The organism is Luteibacter sp., assembly GCF_009912395.1.
Classification (GTDB): Bacteria; Pseudomonadota; Gammaproteobacteria; order Xanthomonadales; family Rhodanobacteraceae; genus Luteibacter.
Genome location: NZ_WNDO01000001.1, coordinates 311623 through 325561 on the forward strand (window position 1 = coordinate 311623; position 13939 = coordinate 325561).

The 13939-nt window shown below is 62.5% G+C and carries 26 protein-coding genes; all 26 read right to left on the minus strand.

The window, feature by feature from the left end:
- Positions 1-16 precede the first annotated feature (16 nt).
- The 26 genes from rpsD to tuf all read right to left on the minus strand — a co-directional run bounded on the left by rpsD (position 17) and on the right by tuf (position 13933).
- On the minus strand, positions 17-643 hold the full coding sequence (gene rpsD / locus GAK28_RS01610) for a 30S ribosomal protein S4 (RefSeq protein ID WP_166951247.1): 627 nt from the start codon (positions 641-643) through the stop codon (positions 17-19).
- Positions 644-654: 11 nt separating this feature from the next.
- Positions 655-1041 carry a 30S ribosomal protein S11 gene (rpsK, locus tag GAK28_RS01615; protein WP_007513384.1) on the minus strand — a complete coding sequence of 129 codons (387 nt, stop codon included), beginning with the start codon at positions 1039-1041 and terminating at the stop codon, positions 655-657.
- A 12-nt stretch (positions 1042-1053) separates the two neighbouring features.
- Positions 1054-1410, minus strand: coding sequence for a 30S ribosomal protein S13 (gene rpsM / locus GAK28_RS01620; RefSeq protein WP_291774104.1), 357 nt, complete (start codon positions 1408-1410; stop codon positions 1054-1056).
- A gap of 125 nt (positions 1411-1535) precedes the next feature.
- Positions 1536-2864 (minus strand): preprotein translocase subunit SecY, encoded by a 1329-nt coding sequence (secY, locus tag GAK28_RS01625; RefSeq protein WP_291774107.1) that lies wholly within the window; start codon positions 2862-2864, stop codon positions 1536-1538.
- A 4-nt stretch (positions 2865-2868) separates the two neighbouring features.
- Positions 2869-3300 (minus strand): 50S ribosomal protein L15, encoded by a 432-nt coding sequence (rplO, locus tag GAK28_RS01630; RefSeq protein WP_291774108.1) that lies wholly within the window; start codon positions 3298-3300, stop codon positions 2869-2871.
- 6 nt (positions 3301-3306) lie between these two features.
- Positions 3307-3504 (minus strand): 50S ribosomal protein L30, encoded by a 198-nt coding sequence (gene rpmD, locus GAK28_RS01635; protein WP_291774110.1) that lies wholly within the window; start codon positions 3502-3504, stop codon positions 3307-3309.
- The gene (gene rpsE, locus GAK28_RS01640; RefSeq protein ID WP_029213879.1) at positions 3497-4006 is read right to left on the minus strand and encodes a 30S ribosomal protein S5; all 510 of its coding nucleotides are present in this window, start codon (positions 4004-4006) and stop codon (positions 3497-3499) included. Before rpsE ends, rpmD begins: the two co-directional genes overlap by 8 nt.
- Before the next feature lie 121 nt (positions 4007-4127).
- Positions 4128-4478 (minus strand): 50S ribosomal protein L18, encoded by a 351-nt coding sequence (rplR, locus tag GAK28_RS01645; RefSeq protein ID WP_291774121.1) that lies wholly within the window; start codon positions 4476-4478, stop codon positions 4128-4130.
- Positions 4479-4508: 30 nt separating this feature from the next.
- The gene (rplF, locus tag GAK28_RS01650; protein ID WP_291774123.1) at positions 4509-5036 is read right to left on the minus strand and encodes a 50S ribosomal protein L6; all 528 of its coding nucleotides are present in this window, start codon (positions 5034-5036) and stop codon (positions 4509-4511) included.
- Between the two features lie 11 nt (positions 5037-5047).
- A complete protein-coding gene (rpsH, locus tag GAK28_RS01655) occupies positions 5048-5443 on the minus strand; it encodes a 30S ribosomal protein S8 (RefSeq protein WP_291774125.1) in 396 nt (131 codons plus the stop codon).
- Positions 5444-5617: 174 nt separating this feature from the next.
- Entirely contained in the window at positions 5618-5923 is a 306-nt protein-coding gene (gene rpsN / locus GAK28_RS01660; protein WP_291774127.1) for a 30S ribosomal protein S14, read from the minus strand.
- Positions 5924-5939: 16 nt separating this feature from the next.
- The gene (gene rplE, locus GAK28_RS01665) at positions 5940-6479 is read right to left on the minus strand and encodes a 50S ribosomal protein L5 (protein WP_291774130.1); all 540 of its coding nucleotides are present in this window, start codon (positions 6477-6479) and stop codon (positions 5940-5942) included.
- 12 nt (positions 6480-6491) lie between these two features.
- A complete protein-coding gene (gene rplX, locus GAK28_RS01670) occupies positions 6492-6803 on the minus strand; it encodes a 50S ribosomal protein L24 (RefSeq protein WP_291774132.1) in 312 nt (103 codons plus the stop codon).
- Positions 6804-6817: 14 nt separating this feature from the next.
- Positions 6818-7186 (minus strand): 50S ribosomal protein L14, encoded by a 369-nt coding sequence (gene rplN, locus GAK28_RS01675; RefSeq protein ID WP_166951215.1) that lies wholly within the window; start codon positions 7184-7186, stop codon positions 6818-6820.
- Positions 7187-7197: 11 nt separating this feature from the next.
- Positions 7198-7458 (minus strand): 30S ribosomal protein S17, encoded by a 261-nt coding sequence (gene rpsQ / locus GAK28_RS01680; RefSeq protein WP_291774135.1) that lies wholly within the window; start codon positions 7456-7458, stop codon positions 7198-7200.
- A gap of 12 nt (positions 7459-7470) precedes the next feature.
- Positions 7471-7656 (minus strand): 50S ribosomal protein L29, encoded by a 186-nt coding sequence (gene rpmC / locus GAK28_RS01685; RefSeq protein ID WP_166951211.1) that lies wholly within the window; start codon positions 7654-7656, stop codon positions 7471-7473.
- The gene (rplP, locus tag GAK28_RS01690) at positions 7656-8069 is read right to left on the minus strand and encodes a 50S ribosomal protein L16 (RefSeq protein ID WP_291774141.1); all 414 of its coding nucleotides are present in this window, start codon (positions 8067-8069) and stop codon (positions 7656-7658) included. Before rplP ends, rpmC begins: the two co-directional genes overlap by 1 nt.
- Positions 8070-8080: 11 nt before the next feature.
- Complete coding sequence (gene rpsC, locus GAK28_RS01695; RefSeq protein ID WP_291774145.1) at positions 8081-8818, minus strand: 30S ribosomal protein S3; 738 nt, start codon at positions 8816-8818, stop codon at positions 8081-8083.
- 15 nt (positions 8819-8833) lie between these two features.
- The gene (gene rplV / locus GAK28_RS01700; protein ID WP_166951203.1) at positions 8834-9169 is read right to left on the minus strand and encodes a 50S ribosomal protein L22; all 336 of its coding nucleotides are present in this window, start codon (positions 9167-9169) and stop codon (positions 8834-8836) included.
- Positions 9169-9441, minus strand: a complete 273-nt coding sequence (rpsS, locus tag GAK28_RS01705; RefSeq protein WP_029213892.1) for a 30S ribosomal protein S19 — start codon at positions 9439-9441, stop codon at positions 9169-9171. Before rpsS ends, rplV begins: the two co-directional genes overlap by 1 nt.
- A gap of 12 nt (positions 9442-9453) precedes the next feature.
- Entirely contained in the window at positions 9454-10275 is an 822-nt protein-coding gene (gene rplB / locus GAK28_RS01710) for a 50S ribosomal protein L2 (protein WP_291774149.1), read from the minus strand.
- An 18-nt stretch (positions 10276-10293) separates the two neighbouring features.
- Positions 10294-10587 (minus strand): 50S ribosomal protein L23, encoded by a 294-nt coding sequence (rplW, locus tag GAK28_RS01715; protein ID WP_166951198.1) that lies wholly within the window; start codon positions 10585-10587, stop codon positions 10294-10296.
- A complete protein-coding gene (gene rplD, locus GAK28_RS01720) occupies positions 10584-11186 on the minus strand; it encodes a 50S ribosomal protein L4 (protein ID WP_291774152.1) in 603 nt (200 codons plus the stop codon). The genes rplW and rplD overlap by 4 nt, the downstream gene beginning before the upstream one ends.
- An 11-nt stretch (positions 11187-11197) precedes the next feature.
- Positions 11198-11839: a 50S ribosomal protein L3 gene (gene rplC / locus GAK28_RS01725; RefSeq protein ID WP_291774154.1), complete on the minus strand. Its 642-nt coding sequence runs from the start codon at positions 11837-11839 to the stop codon at positions 11198-11200.
- A 20-nt stretch (positions 11840-11859) separates the two neighbouring features.
- A complete protein-coding gene (rpsJ, locus tag GAK28_RS01730) occupies positions 11860-12171 on the minus strand; it encodes a 30S ribosomal protein S10 (protein WP_014402136.1) in 312 nt (103 codons plus the stop codon).
- Between the two features lie 571 nt (positions 12172-12742).
- Complete coding sequence (tuf, locus tag GAK28_RS01735; protein WP_291774180.1) at positions 12743-13933, minus strand: elongation factor Tu; 1191 nt, start codon at positions 13931-13933, stop codon at positions 12743-12745.
- Positions 13934-13939 lie beyond the last annotated feature (6 nt).

Sequence of the window (13939 nt, forward strand, 5' to 3'; positions counted from 1 at the left end):
GCAAGGCTCCGGTGGATTACTTCGAGTAAAGCTCGACAATCAGGGCTTCGTTGATATCGGCCGGCAGATCGCCACGATCCGGAACGGCCTTGAACGTGCCCGCGAACTTCTTGCTGTCGACCTCGACCCACGACGGACGCAGATCCATCGTGTCGTAGATCGTCGCCGCTTCCTGCACGCGCAGCTGGCTGCGGGCCTTTTCGGTCAGCGAAACTTCGTCGCCCGGACGGACGTGGTACGAAGGAACGTTGACCTTCTTGCCGTTGACCGTCACGGCCTTGTGGGCCACGAGCTGACGAGCCTGGGCGCGGGTGACCGCAAAGCCCATGCGATAGACGACGTTGTCGAGACGGCTTTCCAGGAGGCGAAGCAGGTTTTCACCCGTGTTGCCCTTCTGGGTCGAAGCCTTGGTGTAGTAGTTGCTGAACTGACGCTCAAGCACGCCGTAGATGCGCTTGACCTTCTGCTTCTCACGCAACTGGACGGCGTAGTCGGACAGACGGGCACGCTTGTTGGCGCCATGCTGACCGGGCTTGTTTTCGAGCTTGCACTTGGAATCAAGCGCGCGAGCCGGGCTCTTCAGACCGAGGTCTGCACCCTCACGACGCGCCAGCTTGCAGGTAGCTCCACGATAACGGGCCATGGTTATGCTCCTTAGACGCGACGCTTCTTGGGGGGACGGCAGCCGTTATGCGGAATCGGCGTGACGTCGATGATGTTGAGCACCTTGTAGCCCAACGCATTCAGGGAACGCACGGCCGACTCACGGCCCGGGCCGGGGCCCTTGATGCGAACTTCCACGGTCTTCACACCGTAGTCGCCGGCAGCGCGGCCAGCCTTTTCGGCGGCAACCTGGGCAGCGAACGGGGTCGACTTACGGGAACCGCGGAAGCCCGCGCCGCCCGCCGTCGCCCACGACAGGGCGTTGCCCTGGCGATCGGTGATCGTGACGATGGTGTTGTTGAAAGAAGCCTGCACGTGGGCCACGGCATCCGTGACAACGCGCTTGATCTTCTTCTTGGTCTTAACCGGCTTAGCCATATTCGGTATCCGTTACTTCTTGATCGGACGACGCGGACCCTTGCGGGTACGGGCGTTGGTACGCGTGCGCTGGCCGCGCACCGGCAGGCCGCGACGATGGCGCAGGCCACGATAGCAACCCAGGTCCATGAGGCGCTTGACCGCCATGCCGATTTCACGACGGAGGTCACCCTCAACCGTGTACTTAGCGATTTCGGCGCGGATCTTCTCGACCTCGCCTTCGCTCAGCGACTTGATCTGGGTGGTGGGAACCACACCAGCGTCGGCACAGACCTTCTTCGCCCGCGAACGGCCGATTCCATAAATGCTCTGCAGGCCAACCCAGACATGCTTCTGGACCGGCAAATTGACACCCGCGATGCGCGCCATGATGTACTGTCTCCGATGTGCTTCGTGCGCGGTAAACGCGCAATTCTAACCTGAATTAACCTAAACGGGAAGTCCTGCGGCGCTGGGCGCCGCGGCCTCCCCTACTTGGGGACTTCCGTCAAATCTCAGCTACGGCGGAGATTCGACTTCTTGAGCAGACTCTCGTACTGGTGGCTCATCAGATGGGCCTGAACCTGGGCGATGAAATCCATCACCACCACCACCACGATCAGCAGCGAAGTGCCGCCGAAATAGAACGGGACGTGCCAGGCGTTCTGCATGAACGTGGGCACCAGGCAGACCAGGACGATGTAGAGCGCGCCAACACCGGTAAGCCGGGTCATGACGCCATCGATATAGTCAGCCGTGGAGCGACCCGGGCGAATACCCGGAATCAACGCACCCGAACGCTTGAGGTTATCGGCCGTTTCTTGGGAGTTGAACACGATCGCCGTGTAGAAGAAGGCGAATCCGATCACCAGCACCGCAAACACGATGTCGTGGACCGGCTCACCCGGGCTCAGCGCCGTGGTCAGCCATTGCAGCCAGCGGGACTGGTTGGCAGAACCAAACCAGGTCGCCGCGGTGGCCGGGAAGAGCAGGAGGCTGGTCGCGAAGATCGGCGGAATGACGCCCGCCATGTTGATCTTCAACGGCAGGTGCGAGACCTGGCGCTGCTGGAACTGGCGCTGCCCGCCCTGCTTCGCGTAGTTCACGGTAATGCGCCGCTGGGCGCGTTCCATGAACACCACGAAGGCAGTGACCGCGAGGATCGCAGCGGTGACCATCAGCAGCTTCAGGACCGACAGCTCGCCGTTGTTCGCCATGGTCAGCGTGTGCGCGATGGCACCCGGGAGACCTGCCACGATACCGGCGAAGATCAGCATGGAAATACCATTGCCGATACCGCGCTCGGTGATCTGCTCGCCCAGCCACATCAGGAACATGGTGCCCGCCGTAAGGCCGACCACCGACGCCATGATGAAGCCCGGACCCGGCATGTACACCACCGGGGCGCCGCCAAGCGCCGTCTGCTTCTGCAGTGCTACCGCGATGCCGAAGGCCTGGAAGGCCGCCAACGCCACCGTACCGAAGCGCGTATACATGGTCATCTTGCGACGACCCGACTCGCCTTCCTTACGGAGCGCCATGAGCGACGGCACCACCGAACCCATCATCTGCACCACGATCGATGCCGAGATGTAGGGCACCACACCAAGAGCGAACACCGAGAAGCGGGAGAGCGAACCGCCCGAGAACATGTTGACCATGTTCAGGAGGCCACCACCACCTTCGACGAGGCTCGTCATCGCATCGGGATTCACGCCCGGAACGGGAATGAACGAACCGAGGCGAAAGACGATCAGCGCACCAATAAGGAACAAGATGCGCTGACGCAGTTCCGTCAGTTTGCCCAGCGAGCCGCCGAGCTTTTTGCCCTGCGCTCCGGCCACTGGATTACTCCACGCTGCCGCCGGCGGCTTCGATGGCGGCCTTGGCACCGGCCGTCGCGAGCACACCCTGGAGCTTGATGGCGCGAGAGATCTCGCCCTTCAGCACGATCTTCACCTTCTTCGCGCGGCTGGTCACGAGGCCAGCGGCGTGGAGGGCGATCAGGTCGATGGTGTCGGCCTGGACCGAAGCCAGCTGGTAGAGCATGACCTGCTCGGTGTCGGCCTTCTTCAGCGAGCGGAAGCCCACCTTCGGAAGACGACGCTGCAGCGGCATCTGACCGCCTTCGAAACCGACGCGGTGGGTGTTACCAGCACGGGCGTGCTGACCCTTGTGACCGCGGCCGGCAGTCTTGCCGAGGCCGGAACCGATACCGCGAGCGACGCGGGTGCGGGTCTTGCGGGCGCCCTTGCCGGGCTTGATGTCGTTAAGACGCATGATTGCTTACTCCTCGACCCGAACCAGGTAATAGACCGTGTTGATGAGGCCACGGACCTGCGGGGAATCCTTCAGTTCGCGCACATCGTTGAGCTTGTTGAGGCCAAGGGCCTTCACGCTCAGACGATGACGGCTCTGCACGCCGCGCAGGCCCTTGACCAGGCGCACGCGGACCGTGCCGGCGGTTTCATTGTTCTTAGCCATTGCCCAGCACCTCTTCGATCGTCTTGCCACGCTTGGCGGCGATGCGCTTCGGCGAGGCGACGGCCTGCAGACCCTTGATCGTCGCGCGGACGAGGTTGATCGGGTTGCGCGAGCCGACGGCCTTCGCAAGCACGTCCTTCACGCCGACCACTTCGAGGACAGCGCGCATGGCGCCACCGGCGATGACGCCAGTACCCTGCGAGGCAGGCTGCATGTAGACGCGGGCGGCGCCGTGGTTGGCCTTGATGGCGTACCAGAGCGTGCCGTTGTTGAGTTCGATGGACACCATGTTGCGGCGGGCGCGCTCCATGGCCTTGGAGATGGCAACCGGCACTTCACGCGCCTTGCCATAACCAAAACCGACGCGCCCCTCGCCATCGCCGACAACCGTCAGCGCGGTGAAGCTCATCTGGCGGCCACCCTTGACGGTCTTGGCCACGCGGTTGACGGCGATCAGCTTTTCAAGCATGCCGTCCGAATTTTCGCGATCTGTCGAGGACATCTCTTTTCCTGGATAGCCCGGGTGTTCCGGGACTTCTGTTTACGGCTTGGTCGCCGCTTGGAGTTGTAGTTACATCGGGCGACACCGGCCCCGAAGGGCCGATGTCGTGGCCTGACGCCTCTTAGAACTTGAGGCCGGCCTCACGAGCCGCATCGGCCAGAGCCTTGATGCGACCGTGATAACGGAAGCCCGAGCGGTCGAAGGCGACGGACTCGATACCGGCGGCCTTGGCGCGCTCGGCAACGATGCGGCCCACCGTGGTGGCGGCCTCGACGTTCTTCTTGCTCTTGAGGCCTTCGGCGACCGACTTCTGCACGGTCGAGGCGGCTGCCACGACGGTGCCGTTCGGCGCGAAGACCAGGGCGTAGATGTGCTGACCGGTGCGGTGCACGCTCAGGCGGGCGACGGCGAGCTCACGGATGTGGGCGCGGGTCGACTTGGCGCGGCGCAGGCGGGATTCGTTCTTGTTCATCGTCTCGTCTCCAGAAAGCGGATAGGCCGATTAGGCCTTCTTGGCTTCCTTCAGGATGATCGTCTCGCCGGCATAACGGACGCCCTTGCCCTTGTAGGGCTCCGGCGAACGGAACGCGCGGATCTTGGCTGCCACCTGGCCCACGAGCTGCTTATCGGCACCCTTTACAAGGATTTCCGTCTGCGTCGGGACTTCGATGGTGATGCCTTCCGGCGCGTCGAAGACGACCGGGTGCGAGAAACCGAGGGAAAGGTTTACGGCCTTGCCCTGCAGCTGCGCGCGGTAACCCACGCCGACCAGCTCGAGCTTCTTCTCGAAGCCGTTCGCGACGCCGGTCACCATGTTGGCGACGATCGCACGGGCGGTGCCACCGAACTTGTCGTCAGCGCCTTCGGCGAGGACGATCGTGGCGACGCCGTTTTCCTGCTGGAACGAAACGCCCGGCAGTTCGTGCGTGGTCAGGGTGCCCTTCGGGCCCTTGACGGTGACGGTGCCGTTCGAGACGGTGAGTTCAACGCCCTTGGGGAGCGTGATGGGCTTCTTGGCTACACGTGACATGTCGGGACTCCTTACGCCACCTGGCCGATGACTTCGCCACCGAGACCCTTGGCACGGGCCTGCGCGTCGGTCAGGAGACCGGCGGAGGTGGAGATGATCGAGATACCCAGGCCACCGAGGACCTTCGGCAGCTCGTCCTTGCCGCGATAGACGCGGAGACCGGAACGGCTGACACGGGAAATGGATTCGATGGCCGGACGGCCTTCGAAATACTTCAGCTTGATTTCGAGGACGGGCTTGCCGTCTTCATCGCCAACGCGGGCGTCGAGGACATAGCCCTCGTTCTGCAGAAGCTTGGCCAGGGCCAGCTTCACTTTCGACGACGGAATACGAACAACCGCTTTGCCAGTGGCCTGGGCGTTGCGGATGCGCGTAAACAGATCGGCGATGGGATCAGTCATGCTCATAGTTAAAACCCTTGAGAGTGCACCGATATCCGAATGACCGGAGATCTTTAAATTGTAAAGCCGACAAATCGTCGGTCTGCATTGCGCAGACCGACGACTATATCAGGCCAGGACCGTCTGGACAAGTTTTGCCCAACCGGCCCCTGCCCCGCCCGAAGACGGGGCGGGTATTGCTTACCAGCTAGCCTTGCGCAGGCCCGGAACGTCGCCGCGCATGGTGGCTTCACGCAGCTTGTTGCGGCCGAGGCCGAACTTGCTGTAGACGCCACGCGGACGACCGGTCAGGGCGCAGCGGTTGCGCTGGCGCGAGGGGCTCGCGTCACGCGGCAGCTTCTGCAGCTTGGTCTGAGCTTCCATCTTCTCGTCGTACGAGGCCGAAGCGCTCAGGACGATCGCCTTCAGTTCGGCGCGCTTGGCGGCGTACTTCTTGGCGAGCTTGGCGCGCTTGAGGTCGCGCTCGATCATCGAGGTCTTTGCCATGTGTTCTCTCTGGCGATCAGTTGCGGAACGGGAAGCTGAAGGCTTCCAGCAGCGCCTTGGCTTCTTCGTCAGACTTGGCCGTGGTGGTGATGGAGATATCCATACCACGCAGGGCGTCGACCTGGTCGAAGTCGATTTCCGGGAAGATGATCTGTTCCTTGATACCGAAGTTGTAGTTACCACGGCCATCGAAGGCACGGCCCGAGACACCACGGAAGTCGCGCGTACGCGGCAGCGAGATGTTGATCAGGCGGTCCAGGAATTCCCACATCTGGGCACGACGCAGCGTGACCTTGCAACCGATCGGCCAACCGTCGCGGATCTTGAACGAAGCGACCGACACGCGGGCCTTCGTCGTGATCGGCTTCTGGCCGGCAATCTTGGTCATGTCGGCCACGGCGTTCTCGAGGATCTTCTTGTTACCGGCGGCTTCGCCGACGCCCATGTTGAGCGTGATCTTCGTGATGCGCGGGACCTGCATGACGTTCTGGTAACCGAAGCGCTCAGTGAGCTTCTTCATTACCGACTCTTTGTAAAACGTTTCAAGACGGGTCATGACTTCGATTCCTTACGCGTCGACCACTTCGCCCGAAGCGAACACGCGCACCTTACGCCCATCCTCGAGCGTCTTGATGCCAACGCGCTCGCCCTTGTTCGAGGCAGAGTTGAAGAGCTGGACATTGGAGATATGGATCGAGGCCTCACGCTCGACGATACCGCCAGGCTGGTTGGCCTGGGGGTTCGGCTTGGTGTGGCGCTTGATGATGTTGACGTTGGCAACGACCACGCGGTCGCCGTCGACGCGCAGGACATCACCGCGCTGACCCTTGTTCTTGCCGGTGATCACGACGACGTGGTCACCCTTGCGGATACGGTTCATGTTCTGGCCTCCGCTCAGAGCACTTCGGGCGCGAGCGAGACGATCTTCATGAACTTCTCGCTGCGCAGCTCGCGGGTGACCGGCCCGAAAATACGGGTACCGATCGGCTCGAGCTTGTTGTTGAGGAGCACGGCAGCGTTACCGTCGAAACGGATCAGCGAGCCGTCGTTGCGGCGCACGCCCTTGGCGGTACGGACCACAACGGCGTTGTACACCTCGCCCTTCTTCACCTTGCCGCGCGGAATGGCGTCCTTGACGGTCACCTTGATGACATCGCCGATGCCGGCATAGCGACGCTTGGAGCCGCCCAGCACCTTGATGCACATCAGTTCCTTCGCACCGCTGTTGTCCGCCGCGGAAAGCGTGCTTTGCATCTGAATCATCGCAGCTCTCCTTAGACTTCAGCGCGCGTGACGATGGCGACCACGCGGTGATGCTTGGTCTTCGACAGCGGACGGCATTCCGCAATGCGGACCACGTCGCCCTCGTTCGCACCGGTTTCCTCGTGTGCGTGGAGCTTCGTGGAGCGGCGGATGATCTTGCCGAGCAGCGGGTGCTGCACCTGGCGCTCGATCAGAACCGTGACCGTGTTGGCCATCTTGTTGCTGATGACGCGACCTTCGAGGGTACGCGCCGTTTTCTGGTTATCGCTCATATCAGCCGTCCCTTACTTCTTATCGCCGAGCACGAACTTCGTGCGGGCGATGTCGCGCCGAACGCGGCGCAGCTGGTGCGGCTGAGTGAGCTGACCGGAGCCCTTCTGCATGCGCAGATTGAACTGCTCCTTGCGAAGGTCCAGCAGATGCTGCTTCAGCTCTTCCGCCGACTTCTCTTTGATTTCTTTGATGGCCATTACATCACCGCCCTGGACACGAACTGGGTCTGGACCGAGAGCTTGGCAGCGGCAAGGCGCATGGCCTCACGTGCGGTTGCCTCGTCGACACCTTCGATTTCATAAAGCATGCGACCCGGCTGGATCTCGGCGACCCAGAACTCGACGCCACCCTTACCAGCACCCATTCGGACTTCGATGGGCTTGCGGGTGATCGGCTTGTCCGGGAACACGCGGATCCAGAGCTTGCCGCCACGCTTCACGTAGCGCGTGATGCAGCGACGGGCCGCTTCGATCTGACGCGCGGTCAGCTGACCGTGCGTCGTCGCCTTGAGGCCGTACTCGCCAAAGCTCACGAGATTCGAGGTGAACGCCAGGCCGTCATTGCGACCCTTAAACATCTTGCGGTACTTGGTACGCTTCGGTTGCAACATGGCAACGCTCCTTACTTGGCAGAGCGCTCGCCACGCTCACGGCGGTTTTCACCACCGTCGCGACGCGACGACTGCTGCGGCTGCTGATCTTCCTTCGACGCCTCGGCCGTGGCGGCCGCGAGGTCGAAGATCTCGCCCTTGTAGACCCACACCTTCACACCGATGATGCCGTACTGGGTCTTCGCTTCGGCGGTGCCGTAGTCGATGTCAGCGCGGAGGGTGTGGAGCGGCACGCGACCTTCACGAGCCCACTCGGAGCGCGCGATCTCGGCGCCGTTCAGACGGCCGGAGACGTTGATCTTGATGCCCAGGGCGCCGAGGCGCATGGCGTTGCCAACCGAGCGCTTCATCGCGCGACGGAACATGATGCGGCGCTCGAGCTGCTGCGCGATCGACTCGGCAACGAGCTGGGCGTCGAGTTCCGGCTTGCGGACTTCGCTGACGTTGATGTGCGTCGGAACGCCCATCAGGTCGGTGACTTCCTTACGAAGCTTCTCGATGTCCTCGCCCTTCTTGCCGATCACCACGCCCGGACGGGCGGTGTGGATCGTCACGCGGGCGGTCTTGGCCGGACGCTCGATCTGGATCATCGAGATACCGGCGGCGGCGAGCTTCTTGCGCAGCATCTCGCGGACCTTTAGGTCGGCAGCGAGGTACTGGGCGTACTCACCCTTGTTGGCGTACCACTTCGAGTTCCAGTCCTTGGCAATGCCGAGGCGGATACCGGTGGGATGAACTTTATGACCCATGGTTTCTTACCCCAGTCAGTTGCCCACAACCACAGTGATGTGGCTGGTGCGCTTCAGGATGCGCGAACCGCGGCCTTTGGCGCGGGCGTACATGCGCTTCATCGCCGGACCTTCGTCGACAAAGATGCGCGAGACCTTCAGGTCGTCGACGTCGGCACCGAGGTTGTTCTCGGCGTTGGCGACGGCGGACAGCAGCACCTTGCGGACAAGGTGGGCGGCCTTCTTGTTGGTGTAGGCTAGCACGTCGCTCGCCCGACCCACCGGGAGACCCCGGACCAGGTCGGCCACCAGGCGTGCCTTCTGCGCCGAGATGCGGGCGCTGCGCAGGATCGCTTTGGCTTCAGTGCTCATCACTTGCCCTTCTTATCGCCGGCGTGGCCCTTGTAGGTGCGGGTCACCGCGAACTCGCCGAGCTTGTGCCCGACCATGTTCTCGTTGATAAGCACCGGCACGTGCTGGCGGCCGTTGTGGATGGCGATGGTCAGACCGACCATTTCCGGCAGGATCATCGAGCGACGCGACCAGGTCTTGATCGGACGCTTGTTGTTGGCGGAAACGGCGGCTTCCACCTTCTTTACGAGGTGCAGGTCAACGAACGGACCTTTCTTTAGAGAGCGCGGCATAATCGTTTCCTATTACTTGCGACGACGCACGATGAACTGCTGGGTGCGCTTGTTGCTGCGCGTCTTGTAACCCTTGGTCGGCGTGCCCCACGGGCTGACCGGATGACGGCCACCGGAGGTCTTGCCTTCACCACCACCATGCGGATGGTCGACCGGGTTCATGACAACACCGCGGACGGTCGGACGGATGCCCTTCCAACGCTTCGCACCGGCCTTGCCGAGCTTGCGGAGGGAGTGCTCCGAGTTGCCGACTTCACCGATGGTGGCGCGGCATTCGACCGGTACGCGACGCATTTCGCCGGAGCGAAGACGCAGCGTGGCGTAACCCTGTTCGCGAGCAACGAGCTGCACGGAAGCACCGGCAGAGCGAGCGATCTGGGCGCCCTTGCCCGGCTTCATTTCGATGCAGTGGATCGTGGAACCCACCGGAATCGAACGAAGCGGCAGGCAGTTGCCAGCCTTGATCGGGGAGTCGGAACCCGACACCAGACGGTCGCCAACGGCAACGCCCTTCGGGGCGATGATGTAGCGGCGCTCGCCATCGGCGTAGCACAGCAGCGCGATGTGCGCGGTGCGGTTCGGGTCGTATTCCAGACGCTCGACAACGGCGGCGATGCCTTCTTTGTCGCGCTTGAAATCGATGATGCGGTATGCCTGCTTGTGACCGCCGCCGCGATGACGCGTGGTGATGCGACCGTAGTGGTTGTGGCCACCCGTCTTCGACTGCGATTCGGTCAGGGGAGCGTAAGGCGCGCCCTTGTGCAGACCCTCGGTCCGAACGCTGACTGCGTCGCGCCGGCCCGGGGAGGTCGGCTTGTGAGTGATCAGTGCCATCTCAATTCAACTCCTGGCTCAGGCCTTGGCCGACACGTCGATCGTGTGGCCGTCGGCGAGGCGCACGTAAGCCTTGCGCTTGCCCTGGCGATTGCCCTGGCGGAAGCGGAACGACTTGACCTTGCCTTTCGTGTTCACGAGGTTCACGTCCACGACCTTGACGTCGAAGAGGTGTTCCACCGCAGCGCGCACGTCGGCCTTGGTCGCTTCGGGCGCCACGACGAACACGTACTGGTTGTTTTCCGCAAGACGGGCCGACTTCTCGGAGATGTGCGGCGCGCGAAGCGTGTTGAGCGTGCGTTCGGTGCTCATGCGAGCCACTCCTCGACCTTCTTGACCGCGTCCACCGTCATGACGACGAAGTCGCTACCGACCAGGCTGACCGGATTCAGGGCCAGCACGTCGACGACGTGGATGTACGGAATGTTGCGGGCGGACAGGTACAGCGCTTCGGTGGAGTCTTCCGACACCAGCAGCACGCGACCCTTGACTTCGAGCTCGGCGAGCTTGGCGATCATGCCCTTGGTGCTCGGCTTCTCGATCGACAGCTCCGGGACCACCTTCAGGCGACCCTGGCGGGTCAGCTCGGCGATGATCGAACGGATGGCGACGCGGTAGGCCTTGCGGTTGACCTTCTGCTCGAAGCTACGCGGCTTGGCGGCAAACGTGACACCACCACCGACGAAGATCGGAGCGCGGTAGTCACCGTGACGGGCGCCGCCGCCCTTCTGCTTCTTGAACTTCTTCGTGGTACCGGACAGCTCACCGCGCGACAGCTGCGCCTTGGTGCCGGCACGGCCGCCTGCCTGGTAGGCAGTCACGACCTGGTGCACGAGGGCCTTCTTGTACTCGCCGCCGAACACTTCGTCCGAGACGGTGAGCGACTGGGCGCCAATAACGTTAAGTTCCATGGCGTGTCTCCTCAACCTTTGGTCGTCGGACGGATCACGACGTCGCCACCGGTCGCGCCCGGGACTGCGCCCTTGACCGCGATGAGGTGACGCTCGGCATCGACCTTGACCACTTCCAGGCCCTGCACGGTGCGATTGACCGCACCCATGTGGCCCGACATCTTCTTACCAGGGAACACGCGGCCCGGCGTCTGGCGCTGGCCGATCGAGCCCGGGGCGCGATGCGACAGCGAGTTACCGTGCGTGGCGTCACCCATCTTGAAGTTGTGACGCTTGATGGTGCCCTGGAAGCCCTTGCCCTTCGACACGCCAGCGACGTCGACCGTCTGACCGACGGTGAACACGGCTTCAGCGGTCAGCTCGGCGCCAACTTCGTACTTGCCAGCGTCATCCGCGTTGAGGCGGAATTCCCACAGGCCACGACCCGGCTCAACCTTGGCCTTGGCGTAGTGACCCTTGGCAGGGTTCGTCAGCAGCGAAGCGCGCTTGGCGCCAGCCGTGACCTGGACGGCGCTGTAGCCGTCGACTTCTTCGGTCTTCACCTGGGTCACACGATTCGGGGTCGCTTCAATCAGCGTCACCGGAATCGAACGGCCGTCTTCGGTGAAGAGCCGGCTCATGCCGCACTTGCGGCCAACCAGTCCGATACTCATCTTCGTATCCTTATATCCGCTCAGCCGAGCTTGATCTGGACGTCAACGCCAGCCGCAAGATCGAGCTTCATGAGCGCGTCCACGGTTTTGTCGTTGGGGTCGACGATGTCCAGAACGCGCTTGTGGGTACGAGTCTCGTACTGGTCGCGGGCATCTTTGTCGACGTGCGGCGACACCAGAATGGTGTAGCGCTCGATCTTGGTCGGCAGCGGGATCGGGCCGAGGACCGTAGCGCCAGTGCGCTTGGCCGTCTCGACGATTTCGCTGGCCGAACGGTCGATCAGACGATGATCGAACGCCTTGAGCCGGATGCGAATTTTTTGGTTCGCCATAAAACCGTGTCCTGTTATCGAAAGAACGTTCTTGTGATTCGAAGTGGCTTCTCGCCACCTCGCACAACCCTATTACTACTACGGGTACTGCAACGGGCCGCAAGGAACGGCCAAGAAACCGTCCAAAACGACCCGAAAAAGCCAGACAGGCCGAAAAACGGCCCGCCCAGACAAAAAATTATAGAATGCACAAACCATTAGGTCAACCGAGCTTGCGCCCGATGACCTTGCCGGCACTCTACCCGGCTTCCATGCCTGCGAACTCGAAGCGCTGTCCTTGCACCTCATTTCGCGGTGTCCAAACCCCTCAAGAAAGAGGTTCGGGAGATATAGCCCGACGACTATAGCCTATCTTTGAGCGGATTGGAAGCTTTTTGACCAGGTGATTTCAGAAAGACTTCAAGCCGGCCAATGCCCTTGTAGGAGCGCGCTTGCGCGCGATCCGCGGCAGCGGCAATCTGGCCCGATGCGCGGGATCGCGCGCAAGCGCGCTCCTACAAGGGATAAGCGGGCATAAAAAAAGCGGGGGCTTTCGCCCCCGCTTCTTACGACACCCTTGCGGGATCGTTGATTACGCCGTGATCTTGGCAACCACGCCGGCGCCGACGGTGCGGCCGCCTTCGCGGATGGCGAAGCGCAGGCCTTCGTCCATGGCGATCGGCTTCAGCAGCGTGACTTCCATCTTCACGTTGTCACCCGGCATCACCATCTCGGTGCCTTCCGGCAGCTTGCAGGCGCCAGTGACGTCGGTGGTGCGGAAGTAGAACTGCGGACGGTAGTTGTTGAAGAACGGGGTATGACGACCACCCTCATCCTTCGACAGCACGTACACCTCGGCTTCGAACTGGGTGTGCGGCTTGATCGTGCCCGGCTTGGCCAGAACCTGGCCGCGCTCAACGTCTTCACGCTTGAGGCCGCGGAGCAGCAGACCGGCGTTGTCGCCTGCCTGACCCTGGTCGAGGAGCTTGCGGAACATTTCCACACCGGTGACGGTGCTGTTCTGCGTGTCCTTCAGGCCCACGACTTCGATCGCGTCACCCACCTTGATGATGCCGCGCTCGATACGACCGGTCACGACCGTGCCACGACCCGAGATCGAGAACACGTCTTCGACCGGCATCAGGAAGGTCTTGTCGACGTCGCGCTCCGGCGTCGGGATCCAGGTATCGAGGGCGTCGACGAGGCTGATGATCGCCGGCACGCCGATTTCGGACTGGTCGCCGTCGAGGGCGAGACGAGCCGAGCCCTTGACGATCGGGGTGTCGTCGCCCGGGAACTCGTACTTCGAGAGCAGTTCGCGGACTTCCATCTCGACGAGCTCCATGAGCTCGGCGTCGTCGACCATGTCGGCCTTGTTCAGAAACACGACAATGTACGGCACGCCGACCTGACGCGAGAGCAGGATGTGCTCGCGGGTCTGCGGCATCGGACCGTCAGCGGCCGAGCAGACGAGGATCGCGCCGTCCATCTGGGCGGCACCGGTGATCATGTTCTTGACGTAGTCAGCATGTCCCGGGCAATCGACGTGGGCGTAGTGACGCGTGGCCGATTCGTACTCGACGTGCGCGGTCGAGATCGTGATACCACGAGCCTTTTCTTCCGGAGCAGCGTCGATCGCGCTGTAATCCTTGAACTCGCCGCCGAAACGCTCGGCGCCGATCTTGGTCAGTGCGGCGGTCAGCGTGGTCTTGCCGTGGTCGACGTGACCGATGGTGCCGACGTTGACGTGCGGCTTATTGCGCTCGAACTTACCCTTTGCCATGACTCT

Bases quoted from the DNA above. Each gene is read 5' to 3' on its own strand.
- rpsD (WP_166951247.1), bottom strand. From the start codon at position 643: ATGGCCCGTTATCGTGGAGCTACCTGCAAGCTGGCGCGTCGTGAGGGT.
- rpsK (WP_007513384.1), bottom strand. From the start codon at position 1,041: ATGGCTAAGCCGGTTAAGACCAAGAAGAAGATCAAGCGCGTTGTCACG.
- rpsM (WP_291774104.1), bottom strand. From the start codon at position 1,410: ATGGCGCGCATCGCGGGTGTCAATTTGCCGGTCCAGAAGCATGTCTGG.
- rplO (WP_291774108.1), bottom strand. From the start codon at position 3,300: ATGCGTCTTAACGACATCAAGCCCGGCAAGGGCGCCCGCAAGACCCGC.
- rpmD (WP_291774110.1), bottom strand. From the start codon at position 3,504: ATGGCTAAGAACAATGAAACCGCCGGCACGGTCCGCGTGCGCCTGGTC.
- rpsE (WP_029213879.1), bottom strand. From the start codon at position 4,006: ATGTCCTCGACAGATCGCGAAAATTCGGACGGCATGCTTGAAAAGCTG.
- rplR (WP_291774121.1), bottom strand. From the start codon at position 4,478: ATGAACAAGAACGAATCCCGCCTGCGCCGCGCCAAGTCGACCCGCGCC.
- rplF (WP_291774123.1), bottom strand. From the start codon at position 5,036: ATGTCACGTGTAGCCAAGAAGCCCATCACGCTCCCCAAGGGCGTTGAA.
- rpsH (WP_291774125.1), bottom strand. From the start codon at position 5,443: ATGAGCATGACTGATCCCATCGCCGATCTGTTTACGCGCATCCGCAAC.
- rpsN (WP_291774127.1), bottom strand. From the start codon at position 5,923: ATGGCAAAGACCTCGATGATCGAGCGCGACCTCAAGCGCGCCAAGCTC.
- rplE (WP_291774130.1), bottom strand. From the start codon at position 6,479: ATGACCCGTCTTGAAACGTTTTACAAAGAGTCGGTAATGAAGAAGCTC.
- rplX (WP_291774132.1), bottom strand. From the start codon at position 6,803: ATGAACCGTATCCGCAAGGGTGACCACGTCGTCGTGATCACCGGCAAG.
- rplN (WP_166951215.1), bottom strand. From the start codon at position 7,186: ATGATTCAGATGCAAAGCACGCTTTCCGCGGCGGACAACAGCGGTGCG.
- rpsQ (WP_291774135.1), bottom strand. From the start codon at position 7,458: ATGAGCGATAACCAGAAAACGGCGCGTACCCTCGAAGGTCGCGTCATC.
- rpmC (WP_166951211.1), bottom strand. From the start codon at position 7,656: ATGGCCATCAAAGAAATCAAAGAGAAGTCGGCGGAAGAGCTGAAGCAG.
- rplP (WP_291774141.1), bottom strand. From the start codon at position 8,069: ATGTTGCAACCGAAGCGTACCAAGTACCGCAAGATGTTTAAGGGTCGC.
- rpsC (WP_291774145.1), bottom strand. From the start codon at position 8,818: ATGGGTCATAAAGTTCATCCCACCGGTATCCGCCTCGGCATTGCCAAG.
- rplV (WP_166951203.1), bottom strand. From the start codon at position 9,169: ATGAGCACTGAAGCCAAAGCGATCCTGCGCAGCGCCCGCATCTCGGCG.
- rpsS (WP_029213892.1), bottom strand. From the start codon at position 9,441: ATGCCGCGCTCTCTAAAGAAAGGTCCGTTCGTTGACCTGCACCTCGTA.
- rplB (WP_291774149.1), bottom strand. From the start codon at position 10,275: ATGGCACTGATCACTCACAAGCCGACCTCCCCGGGCCGGCGCGACGCA.
- rplW (WP_166951198.1), bottom strand. From the start codon at position 10,587: ATGAGCACCGAACGCACGCTCAACACGCTTCGCGCGCCGCACATCTCC.
- rplD (WP_291774152.1), bottom strand. From the start codon at position 11,186: ATGGAACTTAACGTTATTGGCGCCCAGTCGCTCACCGTCTCGGACGAA.
- rplC (WP_291774154.1), bottom strand. From the start codon at position 11,839: ATGAGTATCGGACTGGTTGGCCGCAAGTGCGGCATGAGCCGGCTCTTC.
- rpsJ (WP_014402136.1), bottom strand. From the start codon at position 12,171: ATGGCGAACCAAAAAATTCGCATCCGGCTCAAGGCGTTCGATCATCGT.
- tuf (WP_291774180.1), bottom strand. From the start codon at position 13,933: ATGGCAAAGGGTAAGTTCGAGCGCAATAAGCCGCACGTCAACGTCGGC.